At 70.5% G+C, this 16,316-nt stretch carries 15 protein-coding genes; 8 read left to right on the forward strand and 7 right to left on the reverse strand.

What is annotated here, in order from left to right; all coding sequences use genetic code 11:
• Positions 1-23: 23 nt before the first annotated feature.
• A complete protein-coding gene (locus AB0J02_RS15115) occupies positions 24-359 on the forward strand; it encodes an RNA polymerase-binding protein RbpA (RefSeq protein ID WP_003976875.1) in 336 nt (111 codons plus the stop codon).
• Positions 360-416: 57 nt separating this feature from the next.
• Here the strand turns inward: AB0J02_RS15115 and AB0J02_RS15120 are convergent, their stop codons facing one another.
• Positions 417-1,298 (reverse strand): MurR/RpiR family transcriptional regulator, encoded by an 882-nt coding sequence (locus tag AB0J02_RS15120; protein WP_363194085.1) that lies wholly within the window; start codon positions 1,296-1,298, stop codon positions 417-419.
• Between the two features lie 87 nt (positions 1,299-1,385).
• Between AB0J02_RS15120 and AB0J02_RS15125 the strand changes: the two genes are divergently transcribed.
• From AB0J02_RS15125 to AB0J02_RS15140, 4 genes are all read left to right on the forward strand, one after another.
• Positions 1,386-2,387 (forward strand): BadF/BadG/BcrA/BcrD ATPase family protein, encoded by a 1,002-nt coding sequence (locus tag AB0J02_RS15125; RefSeq protein WP_363194086.1) that lies wholly within the window; start codon positions 1,386-1,388, stop codon positions 2,385-2,387.
• Between the two features lie 76 nt (positions 2,388-2,463).
• Entirely contained in the window at positions 2,464-3,228 is a 765-nt protein-coding gene (locus AB0J02_RS15130; protein ID WP_363194087.1) for an SIS domain-containing protein, read from the forward strand.
• Positions 3,229-3,345: 117 nt separating this feature from the next.
• The gene (pgi, locus tag AB0J02_RS15135) at positions 3,346-5,019 is read left to right on the forward strand and encodes a glucose-6-phosphate isomerase (RefSeq protein WP_363194088.1); all 1,674 of its coding nucleotides are present in this window, start codon (positions 3,346-3,348) and stop codon (positions 5,017-5,019) included.
• A 92-nt stretch (positions 5,020-5,111) separates the two neighbouring features.
• Complete coding sequence (locus AB0J02_RS15140; RefSeq protein ID WP_363194089.1) at positions 5,112-5,582, forward strand: DUF2087 domain-containing protein; 471 nt, start codon at positions 5,112-5,114, stop codon at positions 5,580-5,582.
• 43 nt (positions 5,583-5,625) lie between these two features.
• Here the strand turns inward: AB0J02_RS15140 and pgl are convergent, their stop codons facing one another.
• The 5 genes from pgl to tkt are packed head-to-tail and all read right to left on the reverse strand — an operon-like array spanning position 5,626 to position 12,231.
• A complete protein-coding gene (gene pgl, locus AB0J02_RS15145) occupies positions 5,626-6,405 on the reverse strand; it encodes a 6-phosphogluconolactonase (protein WP_363194090.1) in 780 nt (259 codons plus the stop codon).
• Complete coding sequence (gene opcA / locus AB0J02_RS15150) at positions 6,402-7,460, reverse strand: glucose-6-phosphate dehydrogenase assembly protein OpcA (RefSeq protein ID WP_363194091.1); 1,059 nt, start codon at positions 7,458-7,460, stop codon at positions 6,402-6,404. Before opcA ends, pgl begins: the two co-directional genes overlap by 4 nt.
• The gene (zwf, locus tag AB0J02_RS15155; RefSeq protein WP_363194092.1) at positions 7,457-8,986 is read right to left on the reverse strand and encodes a glucose-6-phosphate dehydrogenase; all 1,530 of its coding nucleotides are present in this window, start codon (positions 8,984-8,986) and stop codon (positions 7,457-7,459) included. The genes opcA and zwf overlap by 4 nt, the downstream gene beginning before the upstream one ends.
• 4 nt (positions 8,987-8,990) lie before the next feature.
• Positions 8,991-10,109, reverse strand: coding sequence for a transaldolase (gene tal / locus AB0J02_RS15160; RefSeq protein WP_363194093.1), 1,119 nt, complete (start codon positions 10,107-10,109; stop codon positions 8,991-8,993).
• A 34-nt stretch (positions 10,110-10,143) separates the two neighbouring features.
• Positions 10,144-12,231: a transketolase gene (gene tkt / locus AB0J02_RS15165; protein WP_363194094.1), complete on the reverse strand. Its 2,088-nt coding sequence runs from the start codon at positions 12,229-12,231 to the stop codon at positions 10,144-10,146.
• A 356-nt stretch (positions 12,232-12,587) separates the two neighbouring features.
• Between tkt and AB0J02_RS15170 the strand changes: the two genes are divergently transcribed.
• The 3 genes from AB0J02_RS15170 to AB0J02_RS15180 all read left to right on the forward strand — a co-directional run bounded on the left by AB0J02_RS15170 (position 12,588) and on the right by AB0J02_RS15180 (position 15,217).
• A complete protein-coding gene (locus tag AB0J02_RS15170) occupies positions 12,588-13,550 on the forward strand; it encodes a heme o synthase (protein WP_363194095.1) in 963 nt (320 codons plus the stop codon).
• Positions 13,551-13,644: 94 nt separating this feature from the next.
• A complete protein-coding gene (locus AB0J02_RS15175; protein WP_363194096.1) occupies positions 13,645-13,980 on the forward strand; it encodes a hypothetical protein in 336 nt (111 codons plus the stop codon).
• A gap of 112 nt (positions 13,981-14,092) precedes the next feature.
• On the forward strand, positions 14,093-15,217 hold the full coding sequence (locus tag AB0J02_RS15180; RefSeq protein ID WP_363194097.1) for an amidohydrolase family protein: 1,125 nt from the start codon (positions 14,093-14,095) through the stop codon (positions 15,215-15,217).
• A gap of 22 nt (positions 15,218-15,239) precedes the next feature.
• Here the strand turns inward: AB0J02_RS15180 and AB0J02_RS15185 are convergent, their stop codons facing one another.
• Complete coding sequence (locus tag AB0J02_RS15185; RefSeq protein WP_363194098.1) at positions 15,240-16,244, reverse strand: COX15/CtaA family protein; 1,005 nt, start codon at positions 16,242-16,244, stop codon at positions 15,240-15,242.
• Positions 16,245-16,316: the final 72 nt, after the last annotated feature.

The following is a 16,316-nucleotide window of genomic DNA, read 5'->3' on the forward strand; positions in this document are numbered from 1 at the left end:
CCATCACGCAGGGAGTTACGACCGTGGCAAGTGGCAACGCGATCCGAGGAAGTCGGGTCGGGGCGGGGCCGATGGGCGAGGCCGAGCGCGGCGAGTCCGCGCCGCGCCTGCGCATCTCCTTCTGGTGCTCGAACGGGCACGAGACGCAGCCGAGCTTCGCCTCCGACGCGCAGGTGCCGGAGACCTGGGACTGTCCGCGCTGCGGCTTCCCTGCCGGGCAGGACCGGGACAATCCGCCGGACCCGCCGCGTACGGAGCCGTACAAGACCCACCTCGCGTACGTGCGGGAGCGGCGCAGCGACGCGGACGGCGAGGCGATCCTGGCCGAGGCGCTCGCGAAACTGCGGGGCGAGATCTGAGAGTTGAGGACCGGCCGGGCGCCCTGGGGGCTCCCGGCCGGTGCTGTTCCGCCGCGCTCACGAACGGCGGCGCGGACGGGCCGCGTGGTCCTCGGAGATGTGTGCCGTGAGCGCGATCGACGCGGTGGCCCGGTCGTAGGTCAGCTGTGCCACGCGCGCGTAGAGGCAGTCGAGGATCAGCAGCGCCGAGTGGCGGGCGCCGAAGCTTCCGCGCCTGAAGCTCGTCTCCGCCGCCGTCCAGGTCAGATGCACCGCGGCCGCCTGGGCCACGGGGGAGCGCGGGTCGCCCGTGACCGCGACCGTCGTGGCACCGCGCTCCGCGGCGAGCCGCAGCGGCCCCAGGACCTCGCGGGTGCGCCCCGAGTGGGAGAGGGCCACGGCGGCGTCCGCCGGTGTCAGCAGAGCGGCCGAGGTCTCCGCCGCGTGCACCTCCGTCCAGCCGCGGGCCGGCGTCCCGATGCCGAACAGGCGGGCCTCCGTCTCGCGCGCCAGGATGCCCGAGCCGCCCACTCCGTAGACGTCGATGCGACGGGCCTTGGCGAGCGCCTGCGCGGCCGCTTCGAGGGCGGTGCGGTCCAGTTGGTCGCGGGTGCTGCGCAGCGCTTGGAGGTCCGCGTGGGCGACGACGGAGATCAGGTGCTCCAGGTCGTCGTCCGGGCCGATGTCGGGGCCCAGGGGGCGCTCGTGGTCGCCGTGGTCGTCCTCGTGGTCCTTCTCGCCCTGCTCCTTGGCGAGTTCGAGCAGCAGCCGCTGGTAGGTCTCCAGGCCCAGCGCCTGGCAGAACCGGGTGACGGTGGCCTGGGAGGTGCCGGTGCGGCGCCCCAGGTCGGCCGCGGAGGTCCCCGCGACCGCGATGGGATCGGCCAGAACGTAGGCGCCGACCTTGCGCAACGATCCGCTGAGGGTGGGCAGTTCGGAGCGGATCCGGGCTGTGATCATGGATTTCTCTCGGTCGGGGCGGGTCACGGTCCCGCTTGCCGGTGCGGGGGTGTTGTCCGCTGTTGAATCTATCAATCATCATGCGGTGTGCTCACTGAATCAATCGATCGATACGTCGCTCCGCTCGCCGTCGGGATCGACGCCGGAGGCACCCGGGTGCGGGCGCGCTGCGTCGATGCGGACGGGCGCCTCGTGGGCGTCGGGCACGGCGGCCCGGGCAACGCCCTGAGCGTCGAACGGCCCGCTCTTGTACGGCACTTGGAGCAGGCGCTGGCAGCGGCCGTGCCCGGGGCGCTGCGCGGCGCGGTGGCCGGCGTCGTCGGCGGATTCGCCGGGGCGGGTGAGGGTGGCGGCCCCGTGCGCGGGCGCGGCGTCGCCGAGGAGTGCCTGACGGAGGCGCTGGCCCGCCTCGGCATCGACGGCGCGGCGCTGCGCGTGTACGGCGACGTGGAAGTGGCCTGCGCCTCGGGTCCCGGGGCCCCGGCCGACGGACTCGTGCTGATCGCGGGGACCGGCGCGGCAGCGGCCCGGGTCGCCGGGCGGCGCACGGTGCGGGTCGTGGACGGGGACGGCTGGCTGCTCGGCGACACCGGAAGCGGCTTCTGGCTCGGGCGGCAGGCGTTGCGCGGCGCGCTGCGGGCGGTGGACGGCCGCGCGGAGTGGGGGCCGCTGGTGACGCTGGTGCTCGACCGCGTGGTGCCGGGGCGCGCCGGCCCCGCGCTCGACTGGGCCGGGCGGCACCGTCTCAAGCAGACCGTCGCGGTCTGGGCGTATGCGCAACGCCCCGTGGTATTGGCCGAGTTGAGCCCCCTGGTGGTGACGGCCGCGGAGGGCGGGGACGAGTGGGCGCGGTCCCTGCTCGCCGAGGCGGCCCGGCAACTCGCGGACACTGTCGCGGCGTTGGACCCCACTCCCGGTGAGTCGCTGGTCGTCACGGGCGGGCTCCTCGGACCCGACGGCCCGCTGGGGGAGCGGCTGCGCGTGGCCGTGGAGCCGATGGGGCTGCGGTGCTCGTCCGTGCCGGACGGGGTCACCGGCGCGGTGGAGCTGGCCCGATTGCTGATCACCGAATCGCCGGGGAGGCCTTGACGGCACCATCGGGCTGGTTCAATCTTTCATTCTGTAGAACACAAACTGAATCGATGAACCGAAGGTGGTCGGGGTCATGACGGAACAGCGGCTCGGCGCGAGCGAGTTGGCGGACCAGGTGCGCGAACACGTCGAGCGCGCCGTCACGACGAACAAGGAGGGCGTCGCCGCGGCGGCCCGCATCATCGCGGACTGCGTCGCCGCCGACGGCGTCGTCCACGCCTTCGGCACCGGCCACTCGCAGGCCACCGCCCTGGAGATCTCGGGACGCGCGGGCGGACTCATCCCCACCACCCGCGTCGCCCTGCACGACCTCGTCCTGCGCGGCGGCGAGGACCGCTCGGTGCTCGCCGATCCACTCCTCGAACGGCGCCCCGGCCTCGCCGCCCGCCTCTACGAGCTGAGCACCCCGCGCCCGCAGGACCTGTTCGTGATCATCTCGAACTCGGGTGTCAACAACTCCATCGTCGACATGGCCCTGCTGGTCAAGGAGAAGGGGCACCCGCTGATCGCCCTCACCTCCCTCGACCACACCCGCTCGGTCCCCGCCCTGCACGCGAGCGGCAGCCGCCTCGCCGACCACGCCGACGCCGTCCTGGACAACTGTGCGCCCACCGGTGACGCGATCCTGCCGTTGCCGGACGGCGGCAAGCTCTGCGGCGTCTCGACGATCACCTCGGCGCTGCTCGTGCAGATGGTCGTGGCCGAGGCCGTCGCCCACCTGGTCGCCGAGGGCCACGAGCCCCCGGTCTACGTCTCCGCCAACCTGCCCGGCGGCTTCGAGCGCAACGGCCGCCTGGAGGACCACTACGCGGGACGCCTGCACCGCGGCGGCCACTGACCCGCACGGCCGTGCACGCCCCGGACAGACCGCTCATACCCACCGCTGATCGATTAGGTTGGACGGAGCAGCGGGGCAAAGCACGTACGCGCGTACGAGAGGCAGCTGAAGTCCGAGATGAACGCGTTCGAAGCAGGCGCAGAGGGCCGCGCGCGGCTCACCCAGACGGCCGAGTGGCAGGCGCTGGTCAAGCACCGGGAGCAACTGGGCGACGTACGGCTGCGCGAGCTGTTCGCCAAGGACCCGGCGCGCGGCGCGGGCCTGGTGCTGGAGGCCGGCGATCTGCACGTCGACTACTCCAAGCACCTGGTCACCGAGGAGACCCTGCGTCTGCTGCGCGAGCTGGCCGCCGCGACCGACGTCTTCGGTCTGCGGGACGCCATGTTCCGCGGCGAGAAGATCAACACGACCGAGGACCGGGCCGTGCTGCACGTCGCGCTGCGCGCCCCGCGCGACGCGGTGATCGAGGTAGACGGCGAGAACGTGGTGCCGGGCGTGCACGCGGTGCTCGACAAGATGGCCGCGTTCGCCGACCGGGTCCGCTCCGGCGCGTGGACCGGACACACCGGCAAGCGCATCAAGAACGTCGTCAACATCGGCATCGGCGGCTCGGATCTCGGCCCCGCGATGGCCTACGAGGTGCTGCGCTCCTTCACCGACCGCGACCTCACGGTGCGCTTCGTCTCGAACGTGGACGGGGCCGATCTCCACGAAGCCGTACGGGACCTGGACCCGGCCGAGACGCTGTTCGTGATCGCCTCGAAGACCTTCACCACCATCGAGACGATCACCAACGCGACCTCCGCGCGCAACTGGCTGCTGACCGAACTGAGGGCCGGTCAGGAGGCGGTCGCCAAACACTTCGTGGCGCTGTCGACCAACACCGAGAAGGTGTCCGACTTCGGCATCGACACGGCCAACATGTTCGAGTTCTGGGACTGGGTCGGCGGACGTTACTCGTATGACTCCGCCATCGGTCTCTCCCTGATGATCGCCATCGGGCCCGACGCCTTCCGCGAGATGCTCGACGGCTTCCACCTCGTCGACGAGCACTTCCGCACCGCGCCCGCCGAGTCGAACGTGCCGCTCCTGATGGGCCTGTTGGGCATCTGGTACGGCAACTTCCACGACGCCCAGTCGCACGCCGTGCTGCCGTACAGCCACTACTTGTCGAAGTTCACCGCCTACTTGCAGCAGCTCGACATGGAGTCGAACGGCAAGTACGTGCAGCGCAACGGCGAAGAGGTCGGCTGGCAGACCGGCCCGGTGGTCTGGGGCACCCCCGGCACGAACGGCCAGCACGCCTACTACCAACTCATCCACCAGGGAACGAAGTTGATCCCGGCGGACTTCATCGGCTTCGCCGAGCCCGTCGCGGACCTGCAGCCGGGCCTCGTGGCCCAGCACGACCTGCTGATGGCCAACTTCTTCGCGCAGACCCAGGCGCTCGCGTTCGGCAAGACACCCGACGAGGTACGGGCGGAGGGGGTGCCCGAGGAGCTGGTGCCGCACAAGACGTTCAAGGGCAACCACCCCACGACGACGATCCTCACGAAGTCCCTGACGCCGTCCGTGCTCGGCCAGCTGGTCGCCCTCTACGAGCACAAGGTGTTCGTGCAGGGCGCCGTGTGGAACATCGACTCCTTCGACCAGTGGGGCGTCGAACTCGGCAAGGTCCTCGCCAAGCGCGTCGAGCCGGCCCTGACGGAGGGCGCGGACGTACCCGGGCTCGACGAGTCGACCAAGGCGCTCGTCGCCAAGTACCGGGCGCTGCGCGGGCGCTCGGATTAGAGCGGGACCCTAAATCGGATGCGGGGGCGCCGCCCGGCGGGTGAGACTGCCCGTCCGTGACCCAGCCGGGAGGCACCTCAGTGGATCAGCTCATGTCGGCCCTCGCAGACCCCGAACGACTCAGGCTGTACGCGCGCGTCGTGCTCGACGACCTGCCGCCGAGCGAGACCGACTCCCCGGCCGCGCGCAAGCACCTGGGCAGACTGATCGCCGCCGGGCTCGTCGAGCGGCTCGACGACGGGTCGCTGCGCGCCGGGCCCGAGGTGTTCCGCCGGGCCCGGACCCCCGAGCCCGGCACGGGTGTTCCGCGCCATCTCACCGGCTTCTTCGCCCGGGGCAGGCTGACCGCGATCCCGGTCCGGGCCACCGTGCGCCACGAACTCCTCGTCCACCTCACGGACACCCTCTTCGACACCGACCGCACCTACAGTGAGCGCGAGATCAACGCGGCGCTGCGCACGGTCCACGACGACACCGCCGCCCTGCGCCGCTACTGCGTCATCGACGGCCTGCTCGTACGGGAGAAGGACGGCTCCGACTACCGGGTACCGCAGCACGCGTAAGGCCCCGCATCCTTGAGGATGCGGGGCCTTACACGTAACGGAGTTACGCGACAGCCGGCGGATACAGCTCCGGCGGCAACTGCGACGCGGCGGCCGCGTCCAGCAGCCACAGGGTGCGCGAGCGGCCGTACGCGCCCGCCGCCGGGGCCTGGATCTCGCCCGCGCCCGACAGGGCGATCGCGGCAGCCCTCGCCTTGTCCTCACCCGCGGCGAGCAGCCAGACCTCGCGCGCGGCCCGGATCGCCGGGAGCGTGAGCGTGATCCGGGTGGGCGGGGGCTTGGGGGCGCCCCGCACGCCGACCACGGTGCGCTCCGTCTCGCGGACCGCCGGCAGCTCGGGGAAGAGCGACGCGACGTGCGTGTCCGGGCCGACGCCGAGCATCAGGACGTCGAAGGTCGGCACGGGGCCGTGGTCCTCGGGTCCCGCGGCCGTGGCGAGTTCGGCCGCGTACACCTCGGCCGCGGCGTCCGGCTCGTAGGGGCCGTCCGACGCGGGCATGGGGTGCACGCGGTCGGGGTTGAGCGGCACCGAGTCGAGCAGCGCCTCCTTGGCCTGCGTGTAGTTGCGCTCGGGGTCGCCGTCCGGCAGGAACCGCTCGTCGCCCCACCACAGGTCGAGGCGGCTCCAGTCGATCGCGTCCCGGGCGGGCGCCGCCGCGAGCGCGGCCAGCAGGCCGTTCCCGTTGCGGCCGCCCGTGAGGACGACGGAGGCGTAGCCGCGGGCGGCCTGGGCATCGACGATCTTGGTGATCAGCCGGGCCGCGGCCGCCTGCGCCATCAGCTCCTTGTCGCGGTGGACGACGAGCTGGGGTGCCGTGCTCACTTCGCCGCCGCCTTCTTGGCCGGAGCCTTTTTCGCAGGGGCCTTCTTGGCAGGCGCCTTCTTGGCCGCGGGCTTCTCCGCCGCGGGCCGGGGGGAGGACTCCGCCGGTGCCTCGGAAGGCTCCGGCGTCTGCTCGGCCAGCCGGTCCACGCCGAACCGCAGCGAGGCCGCATACGTGTCGTCCGGGTCCAGGCGCCGCAGCTCCTCCGCGATCAGCTCGGACGTCTCACGGCGCTTGAGCGCGACCGCGCGGTCCGGCTGGCCCTCGATGGAGAGCGTGGCGAGGATGCCGTCGGCCCGGTCGAGGACGATCGGGCCGCAGGTGGAGTCCATGCGGACGCCGGTCAGGCCGGGGCCCGACGACAGGGAGCGCCGCACGGGCACGTCGAGCCGGTCCGCGAGCCACATGGCCAGCAGCTCGCAGCTCGGGTTGAACTCCTCGCCCTCGACCTCGACCGACGTGACATCGCACGTCACCTGGTCCAGGGCGGCGGCCAGCATGGAGCGCCACGGCGTGATCCGGGTCCAGGACAGGTCCGTGTCGCCGGGCGAGTAGGACGCCGCGCGGGCCTCCAGCTCGTGGATCGGCTGCTCTGCCGCGTACGTGTCCGTGACGCGGCGCTGGGCCAGCGCGCCCAGCGGGTCCTGCGCGGGGTCCAGCGGGGCGTCCACGGGCCACCACACGACCGTCGGGGCGTCCGGGAGCAGCAGCGGGAGGACGACCGACTGGGCGTGGTTGATGACCTCGCCGTAGAGGCGGAGCACGACCGTCTCGCCGGTGCCGGCCTCGACACCGACCCGCACCTCCGCGTCGAGCCGCGACTTCGTGCGGTCGCGCGGGGAGCGGGCGGCGCGCTTGATGACGACGAGCGTGCGCGAGGGGTGCTCGCGCGACGCGTCGTTGGCCGCCTTCAGGGCGTCGTAGGCGTTCTCCTCGTCGGTGACGATGACGAGGGTCAGCACCATGCCGACGGCGGGGGTGCCGACCGCCCGGCGGCCCTTCACCAGCGCCTTGTTGATCTTGCTGGAGGTGGTGTCCGTAAGGTCGATCTTCATGGCCGGCGCCAGCTCCGTCCGTCTCGTGCGAGCATTTCGTCCGCCTCGGCGGGCCCCCACGTGCCGGACGGGTACTGCGCGGGCTTGCCGTGCGTGTCCCAGTAGTTCTCGATCGGGTCGAGGATGTTCCAGGACAGCTCGACCTCCTCCGTGCGCGGGAAGAGGTTGGAGTCGCCCAGCAGCACGTCCAGGATCAGACGTTCGTACGCCTCCGGGCTCGACTCGGTGAAGGACTCGCCGTAGGCGAAGTCCATCGACACGTCCCGGATCTCCATCGACGTGCCCGGCACCTTCGAGCCGAAGCGGACCGTGATGCCCTCGTCCGGCTGGACGCGGATCACGATCGCGTTCTGGCCCAGCTCCTCCGTCGCCGTGTGGTCGAAGGGGGAGTGCGGGGCGCGCTGGAAGACGACCGCGATCTCGGTGACACGACGGCCGAGCCGCTTACCGGTGCGCAGGTAGAAGGGCACCCCCGCCCAACGGCGGTTGTCCACCTCCAGCTTGACGGCCGCGTACGTGTCGGTCTTCGACTTCGGGTCGATGCCGTCTTCCTGGAGGTACCCGACGGCCTTCTCGCCGCCCTGCCACCCGGCCGCGTACTGGCCGCGCACCGTGTCCCGGCCGAGGTCCTTCGGCAGCCTGATGGCGCCGAGCACCTTGGCCTTCTCGGCGACGAGCGCGTCCGCGTCGAAGGAGGCGGGCTCCTCCATGGCGGTGAGCGCCATCAACTGAAGGAGGTGGTTCTGGATGACGTCGCGGGCGGCGCCGATGCCGTCGTAGTAGCCGGCGCGGCCGCCGATGCCGATGTCCTCGGCCATCGTGATCTGGATGTGGTCGACGTACGACCGGTTCCAGATCGGTTCGAACATCTGGTTGGCGAAGCGGAGCGCCAGGATGTTCTGGACGGTCTCCTTGCCGAGGTAGTGGTCGATCCGGAACACCTGGTCCGGGTCGAACACCTCGTGCACGATCGCGTTCAGGTCCTTGGCCGACGCGAGGTCGTGACCGAAGGGCTTCTCGATGACGGCACGCCGCCAGGAGCCCTCGGGCGCGTCCGCCAGGCCGTGCTCCTTCAGCTGCTTCACGACCAGGGGGAAGAACTTGGGGGGTACGGAGAGGTAGAACGCGAAGTTCCCGCCCGTGCCCTGCGACTTGTCGAGGTCCTGGATCGTCGACTTCAGGGTCTCGAAGGCCTCGTCGTCGTCGAAGTTGCCCTGGACGAAGCGCATGCCCTGGATGAGCTGCTGCCAGACCTCCTCACGGAACGGCGTCCGGGAGTGCTGCTTGACCGCGTCGTGCACGACCTGGGCGAAGTCCTCGTCCTCCCAGTCGCGGCGGGCGAAACCGATCAGCGAGAAGCCCGGGGGGAGCAGGCCCCGGTTGGCGAGGTCGTACACGGCAGGCATGAGCTTTTTACGTGACAAATCGCCCGTAACGCCGAAGATCACCAGACCCGACGGCCCCGCGATACGCGGGAGCCGTCGGTCTGCGGCGTCACGGAGCGGGTTGGCTCCGTGAGTGGTCAAGGTTTCAGCCCTCCGAAGGGGCGAGGCGCTTGAGCTCCGCCTCGGTCGACTTGAGCAGGTCGGTCCAGGCCTTCTCGAACTTGTCGACGCCCTCGTCCTCGAGAAGCTGTACGACCTCGTCGTACGAGATGCCGAGCTTCTCGACAGCCTCGATGTCCTTACGGGCCTGGTCGTACGTGCCCGCGATCGTGTTGCCGGTGATCCGACCGTGGTCGGCGGCCGCCTCCAGGGTGGCCTCCGGCATGGTGTTCACCGTGCCCGGGGCGACCAGGTCGTCGACGTACAGGGTGTCCTTGTACGCCTTGTCCTTGACACCGGTCGAGGCCCACAGCGGACGCTGCTTGTTGGCCTGCGCCTTGTCGAGGGGGGCCCAGCGGTCGCTGCTGAACACCTCTTCGAACGCCTCGTACGCGAGCCGGGCGTTGGCGAGACCGACCTTGCCGCGTGCGGCCTTGGCCTCGTCCGTGCCGAGCGCGTCGATCCGCTTGTCGATCTCGGTGTCCACGCGGGACACGAAGAAGGACGCGACGGAGTGGATCTTGGACAGGTCCAGGCCGGCGGCCTTGGCCTTCTCCAGACCGGCGAGGTAGGCGTCCATGACCTCGCGGTAACGCTCGAGCGAGAAGATCAGCGTGACGTTGACGCTGATGCCCCGGCCGATGACCTCGGTGATCGCGGGTAGGCCCGCCTTGGTCGCCGGGATCTTGATGAGCGTGTTCGGCCGGTCCACCAGCCACGCCAGCTGCTTGGCCTCGGCGACCGTGGAGTGCGTTTTGTGGGCGAGCCGCGGGTCGACCTCGATCGACACCCGGCCGTCCTGGCCATCGGTCGCGTCGAAGACCGGGCGCAGGATGTCGGCGGCGTCGCGGACGTCCGCCGTCGTGATCATGCGGATGGCCTCTTCGACGGTGACCCCACGGGCCCCGAGGTCGGAGAGCTGCTGGTCGTAACCGTCACCCTCCGAGATCGCCTTCTGGAAGATCGACGGATTGGTCGTGACGCCCACGACGTGCTGCTGGTCGATCAGTTCGGCGAGGTTGCCGGACGTGATCCGCTTGCGCGACAGGTCGTCCAGCCAGATCGCGACGCCCTCCTCGGAGAGGCGCTTCAGTGCGTCTGTCATGGAAATTGCATCTCCTACAGGTCGTGTACGGGCGTCAGCGCTGGGCCGCGGCGAGGGATTCCCGAGCCTTGGCCACCACGTTCTCCGGGGTGAACCCGAACTCGCGGAAGAGGACCTTGGCGTCCGCCGAAGCGCCGAAGTGCTCCAGCGAGACGATGCGACCGGCGTCCCCGACGTACTTGTGCCAGGTCAGACCGATTCCGGCCTCGACAGCGACCCGCGCCTTGACGGCAGGCGGCAGGACGCTCTCCCGGTACCCCTGGTCCTGCTCCTCGAACCATTCGACGGACGGCATCGACACGACGCGCGTGGCGACACCCTCGCCCTCCAGCGTCTCGCGCGCCTCGACGGCGAGCTGCACCTCGGAGCCGGTGGCGATGAGGATGAGGTCCGGGGTCTCCTTGGAGGCCTCGACCAGCACGTACCCGCCCTTGACGGTGTCCTCGTTGGGCTCGTAGGTCGGCACACCCTGACGGGTCAGGGCCAGACCGTGCGGCTTGCTCTTGCCGTAGTCCTTCTTGCCGCGCCGCAGGATCTCGCGCCAGGCGATGACGGTCTCGTTGGCGTCCGCGGGGCGGACGACGTTGAGGCCCGGGATGGCGCGCAGCGAGGCCAGGTGCTCGACCGGCTGGTGCGTCGGGCCGTCCTCACCGAGACCGATGGAGTCGTGCGTCCACACGTACGTCACCGGCAGGTGCATCAGGGCCGACAGGCGTACGGCGTTGCGCATGTAGTCGGAGAACACCAGGAAGGTGCCACCGAAGATGCGCGTGTGGCCGTGCAGCGCGATGCCGTTCATCTCCGCGGCCATCGAGTGCTCGCGGATGCCGAAGTGCACCGTGCGGCCGTAGGGGTCGGCCTCCGGCAGCGAGTTGCCGACGGGGAGGAACGACGACGTCTTGTCGATCGTCGTGTTGTTCGAGCCCGCCAGGTCGGCGGAGCCGCCCCACAGCTCGGGGATGACCGGGCCGAGGGCCTGCAGCACCTTGCCGGACGCGGCACGCGTCGCGACACCCTTGCCCGCCTCGAACGCCGGGAGCTTCTCCTCCCAGCCGGCCGGCAGCTCGCCCGCGTTGATGCGGTCGAACTCGGCGGCGCGCTCCGGGTTGGCCGAACGCCACTCCTGGAACGACTTCTCCCACTCGGCCTTGGCCTGGGCACCGCGGTCGAGCGCCTTGCGGGTGTGGCCGATGACCTCGTCGGAGACCTCGAAGGTCTTCTCGGGGTCGAAGCCGAGGACGCGCTTGGTGGCCGCCACCTCGTCGTCACCGAGCGCCGAGCCGTGCGCGGCCTCGGTGTTCTGCGCGTTCGGGGCGGGCCAGGCGATGATCGAGCGCATCGCGATGAAGGACGGCTTGTCCGTGACCTTCTTGGCGGCCTCGATGGCGTTGTAGATCGCCTCGTGGTCGAGGTCGCCGTCCGGCTTCGCGGCGACGCGCTGGACGTGCCAGCCGTACGCCTCGTAGCGCTTGCAGGTGTCCTCGGAGACCGCCGTCTCGGTGTCGCCCTCGATCGAGATGTGGTTGTCGTCCCACAGCAGGACCAGGTTGCCGAGCTTCTGGTGGCCCGCGAGCGAGGACGCCTCGGAGGAGATGCCCTCCTGGAGGCAGCCGTCGCCGGCGATCGCGTAGATGAAGTGGTCGAAGGGGGAGGTGCCCGCGGCGGCCTCCGGGTCGAACAGACCGCGCTCGTAGCGGGCGGCCATCGCCATGCCCACGGCGTTGGCGACACCCTGGCCCAGCGGGCCCGTGGTCGTCTCGACGCCGGTGGTGTGGCCGTACTCCGGGTGGCCGGGGGTCTTGGAGCCCCACGTCCGGAACGACTTCAGGTCGTCCAGCTGCAGGCCGAACCCGGCCAGGTAGAGCTGGATGTAGAGGGTCAGGGACGAGTGGCCCGCGGACAGGACGAACCGGTCCCGGCCGACCCAGTCGGCGTCCGCCGGGTCGTGTCGCATCACCTTCTGAAAGAGGGTGTACGCGGCCGGGGCCAGGCTCATCGCCGTACCGGGATGGCCGTTGCCGACCTTCTGTACGGCGTCGGCGGCCAGGACGCGAGCGGTGTCAACGGCCCGCTGGTCCACATCGGTCCACTCGAGGTCAGTGGTGGTCGGCTTGGTGCTCACCCTGAGTCAGGGCTCCTCTCCAGATGTCTATTACCGGTGATGTCGGTCTCACCGGCCGTTGTCGAGCCTACCCTTGCTGGAACAAGCATTCTTTCGAGTCATTCCAGACTGCCGGGACTCTGCTCGATCCGCCTCCTGACAGGGATCGACGCTGTTCCTCACGTGAATACGGAGCCGCTCATCCGGGGGCTCATCCGGACCCGTGAAAGCTCATCTGGAGATGCCGCTCAACACGACCCCACCCCCACGAAGGGCGAGGTATAGGCAACGTCTACAGTGGCGTGGTACGCGCGGGCCTTTACCGGGACTTCACATCCAAGTGGACTGCTTGGGGCTCGCTGGAGTCTTTGTCAGGGGTGTGCGTGACGGCCGTCGAATCCCGTCCACCGGGAGCGCTCGGGACGAGCAGCACGAGCAGCAGCCGGGGCCAGCGGCCGTTCGGGGCCCGCGTCAAGGCATTCGTGGCGCTGACCAAGCCGCGGATCATCGAACTTCTGCTCATCACCACCGTTCCGGTGATGTTCCTCGCCGAGCAGGGCGTGCCGGATCTCAAGCTGGTACTGATCACCTGCCTCGGCGGCTATCTCTCCGCGGGCGGCGCCAACGCGCTGAACATGTGGTACGACCGCGACATCGACGCCCTCATGGACCGGACGTCGCAGCGGCCACTGGTCACCGGCATGGTGAGCCCGGCCGAGTGCCTGGTCTTCGGCATCTCTCTCGCCGTGATCTCCACGCTGCTGTTCGGCTTCGCGGTCAACTGGCTGTCCGCCTGGCTGTCGCTGGGCGCGCTGCTCTTCTATGTAGTCGTCTACACGATGATCCTTAAGCGGCGTACGTCGCAGAACATCGTGTGGGGCGGTATCGCGGGCTGCCTGCCGGTCCTGATCGGCTGGTCGTCGGTCACCGACTCCATGTCGTGGGCGCCGGTCATCCTGTTCCTCGTCATGTTCTTCTGGACGCCGCCGCATTACTGGCCGCTGTCCATGAAGGTGAAGGAGGACTACGCGCGCGTGGGCGTTCCGATGCTCCCGGTCATCGCCTCCAACAAGGTGGTCGCGCGGCAGATCGTCGTCTACAGCTGGCTGATGGTCGGGGTCTCGCTGCTCCTGACGCCGCTCGGTTACACCGGCTGGTTCTACACGGTGGTCGCGCTCCTTTCGGGCGGCTTCTGGCTGTGGGAGGCGCACGGGTTGCAGAACCGCGCCAAGGCCGAGGTCACGGGCGGGAAGCTCAAGGAGATGCGGCTGTTCCACTGGTCCATCACCTATGTATCGCTGCTCTTCGTAGCGGTGGCGGTGGACCCCTTCCTGCGCTGACGCTCCGGAAGCACCTCCGATGGGTGGGGCGCGTGGCCCAGGCCACGCGCCCCACCCATCGCTTGTTTCGCTACTCGTCGGTAGCATCCTGTTCATGGCAGAGACTCAAGCGGTTGAGGCGCCCCGCAGGGCGGCGAAGGACGAGCGCCGGGCGGCCAGGCTGGCCAAGGAGATCGGCGCGTTCGCCAAGGCGCACGGCGGCGCCGAGGGACAGCTGGCGTACATCGGCGAGCGCGGCACCCGCATCGTCCTCGTCGGCGAGGACGGCGGCTGGGGCGACCTGGTGGCCACCACGTACGAGGTCGCGCAGAAGGCTGTGGAGAAGGCCGGCATCACGATCCACGAGGACTTCGACGGCGACTTCGCCGCGAAGGTGGAGACCGGCCCGTACGAATGGAAGCGCATGGCGGGCATCCAGCTCGGCGGCTGAAGCCCCGGCATCCGGGGGCATGGGCGCAGGTGTGCGATCCGCGGTTGAGCAACACCCGGCGCCCGTTCACCCGTTAGGACTGTAGGAGCAGGTCCGTCAACGGGAGCCCCGGATGATCGAAACGCCGTCCCTGGTGGATCAGTACTGCCACGGGGTGCTGCGTACGGAACTGGGCCTCGGCACGTTCGAGGCCCATCTCGGCCGGGGCGAGGGGCCGCCCGCTCCCGGCACGACCTTCTTCGACACCCAGACCGGCTTCGCGGTACGCCGCTGGTGCCCGCCGCTGCTCGGCCTGGAACCCCACTGCGCGCCCGCCCGCTACCTGGCCAGGCGCCGCGAACTCGGGGTCATGGAAGCGGGCCGACGGCTCCTGCGCGGCAGCGGCATCACCACGTACCTCGTGGACACGGGGCTGCCCGGCGATCTGACCGGGCCCGACGAGATGGCCCGTGCCGGGGAGGCGGACGCGCGCGAGATCATCCGCCTCGAACTCCTCGCCGAGCAGGTCGCGGACACCTCCGGGACCGTCGAGTCCTTCCTCGCGAACCTCGCCGAATCGGTGCATGCCGCAGCCGCCGGCGCGGTCGCCTTCACCTCGGTCGCGGGCGTACGTCACGGACTCGCGCTCGCGCCGCAGCCGCCGGGGCCCGGCGAGGTGCGGGGCGCGGCCGGCCGCTGGCTCGCGGCGCGCACGGTGGGCGGGCCCCTGACGGATCCGGTCCTGCTGCGTCATCTGCTGTGGATCGCGGTGGCATCGGGCCGACCGCTCCAACTGCACGCAGGGCTCGGCGAACCGGGCCTGCGGATCGACCGTACGGACCCGGTACTGCTGACGGACTTCGCGCGGGCCACGGCCGGCCTGGGCACCGACCTGATCCTGCTGCACGGCTACCCCTACCACCGGCACGCCGCCCATCTGGCCGGGATCTTCCCCCATGTCTACGCCGACCTGGGCCCGGCCCTCACCCGCACCGGCGCCCGGGCCGCCGCGGTCCTCGCGGAGATCCTCGAACTGGCCCCGTTCGGCAAGCTGCTGTTCTCCAGCGGAGCCCGTGGCATCCCCGAGCTGCACGTGGTCGGCGCCCGCTTGTTCCGCGACGCGCTGAGCCGGGTTCTCGGCGGCTGGGTCGCGGAGGGGGCGTGGTCCCTCGGGGACGCGCAGCGGGTGGCGTCGATGATCGCGGCGGGGACGGCGGGGCGGGTCTACGGGGTCGGCGTCAGGGGTGCGGGCTGCTGACCGTACGCACCCGGGCGCCGCGTCAGACGGCGGAGAGCTCCGGGTCCGCCTGAGACGGGAGGCCCACCGTCGGGTGCGGGCGCTCCCGCAGTGACAGGACGACGCGCAGGACGCCGATCCAGACCAGCGCCGAGCCGAGCATGTGCAGCGCCACCAGGACCTCGGGCAGGTCCGTGAAGTACTGGACGTAGCCGATGACGCCCTGGGCGAGCAGGATCAGGAACAGGTCGCGTGTGCGGTGCAGCGGGCCCTTGGGGGCGTCGACTGCCTTCAGGACGAACCAGAGAGCGAAGGTCAGCGTCACCACGATCCAGGCCAGGACCGCGTGGCCCTTGGCGACCGTCTCCCAGTCGAGCGGCATCCGGTGGACGTCGCTGGAGTCGCCGGCGTGCGGACCGGCGCCGGTCACCACCGTGCCGACGGCGATGAGCAGGGCCGACGCCACGACCAGGAACCAGACGAGCTGCTTGATCGAGGTGCCGACCAGCGGGCGCGGCTCGGTGTCGCCCTCGCGGGTGCGCTGCCACATCAGCACGGCGACCGTGAGGAGGGCGGTGGTGAGAATGAAGTGGGCCGCGACCGTGTACGGGTTGAGGCCGACCAGGACGACGATGCCACCGAGCACCGCGTTGCCCATGACGACCCAGAACTGGGTCCAGCCGAGCCGGGTCAGCGAGCGCCGCCACGGCTTCTGGGAGCGGGCGGCGATGATCGCCCAGCCGACCGCGGCACACAGCACGTACGTGAGCATGCGGTTGCCGAACTCGATGGCTCCGTGGAAGCCCATCTCACTCGTCGCGGTCAGCGACTGGTCGGTGCACTTGGGCCAGGTCGGGCAGCCGAGGCCCGACCCGGTCAGGCGCACCGCGCCGCCGGTCACGACGATGACCACCGTCATGACGACGGCGGAGAGGGCCGCTCGCTGGACGGTCCGCTGCGTGGGGGTCCAGCGCTCGGCGATGAAGGCGAGCGGGTTGCGGATCGCCTGGACGGCGTCGGCGCGGGTCACGTTGGGCACGGGCCCCATCGTAGGGGGCCGCTTGTGCACGCCTTCACGAGGGGGACGTAAGTGGGCCATCTGTGACGCCCGTTACGCCCC

The sequence above is a fragment of the Streptomyces sp. NPDC050264 genome (genome assembly GCF_040655895.1).
Classification (GTDB): Bacteria; Actinomycetota; Actinomycetes; order Streptomycetales; family Streptomycetaceae; genus Streptomyces.

What these genes read in the sequence shown, in the direction of transcription:
- AB0J02_RS15120 (WP_363194085.1), bottom strand. Translation starts at nt 1,298, where the DNA reads ATGATCACAGCCCGGATCCGCTCCGAACTGCCCACCCTCAGCGGATCG.
- AB0J02_RS15130 (WP_363194087.1), top strand. Translation starts at nt 2,464, where the DNA reads ATGACGGAACAGCGGCTCGGCGCGAGCGAGTTGGCGGACCAGGTGCGC.
- pgi (WP_363194088.1), top strand. Translation starts at nt 3,346, where the DNA reads ATGAACGCGTTCGAAGCAGGCGCAGAGGGCCGCGCGCGGCTCACCCAG.
- AB0J02_RS15140 (WP_363194089.1), top strand. Translation starts at nt 5,112, where the DNA reads ATGTCGGCCCTCGCAGACCCCGAACGACTCAGGCTGTACGCGCGCGTC.
- opcA (WP_363194091.1), bottom strand. Translation starts at nt 7,460, where the DNA reads ATGAAGATCGACCTTACGGACACCACCTCCAGCAAGATCAACAAGGCG.
- tal (WP_363194093.1), bottom strand. Translation starts at nt 10,109, where the DNA reads ATGACAGACGCACTGAAGCGCCTCTCCGAGGAGGGCGTCGCGATCTGG.
- AB0J02_RS15175 (WP_363194096.1), top strand. Translation starts at nt 13,645, where the DNA reads ATGGCAGAGACTCAAGCGGTTGAGGCGCCCCGCAGGGCGGCGAAGGAC.
- AB0J02_RS15180 (WP_363194097.1), top strand. Translation starts at nt 14,093, where the DNA reads ATGATCGAAACGCCGTCCCTGGTGGATCAGTACTGCCACGGGGTGCTG.
- AB0J02_RS15185 (WP_363194098.1), bottom strand. Translation starts at nt 16,244, where the DNA reads ATGGGGCCCGTGCCCAACGTGACCCGCGCCGACGCCGTCCAGGCGATC.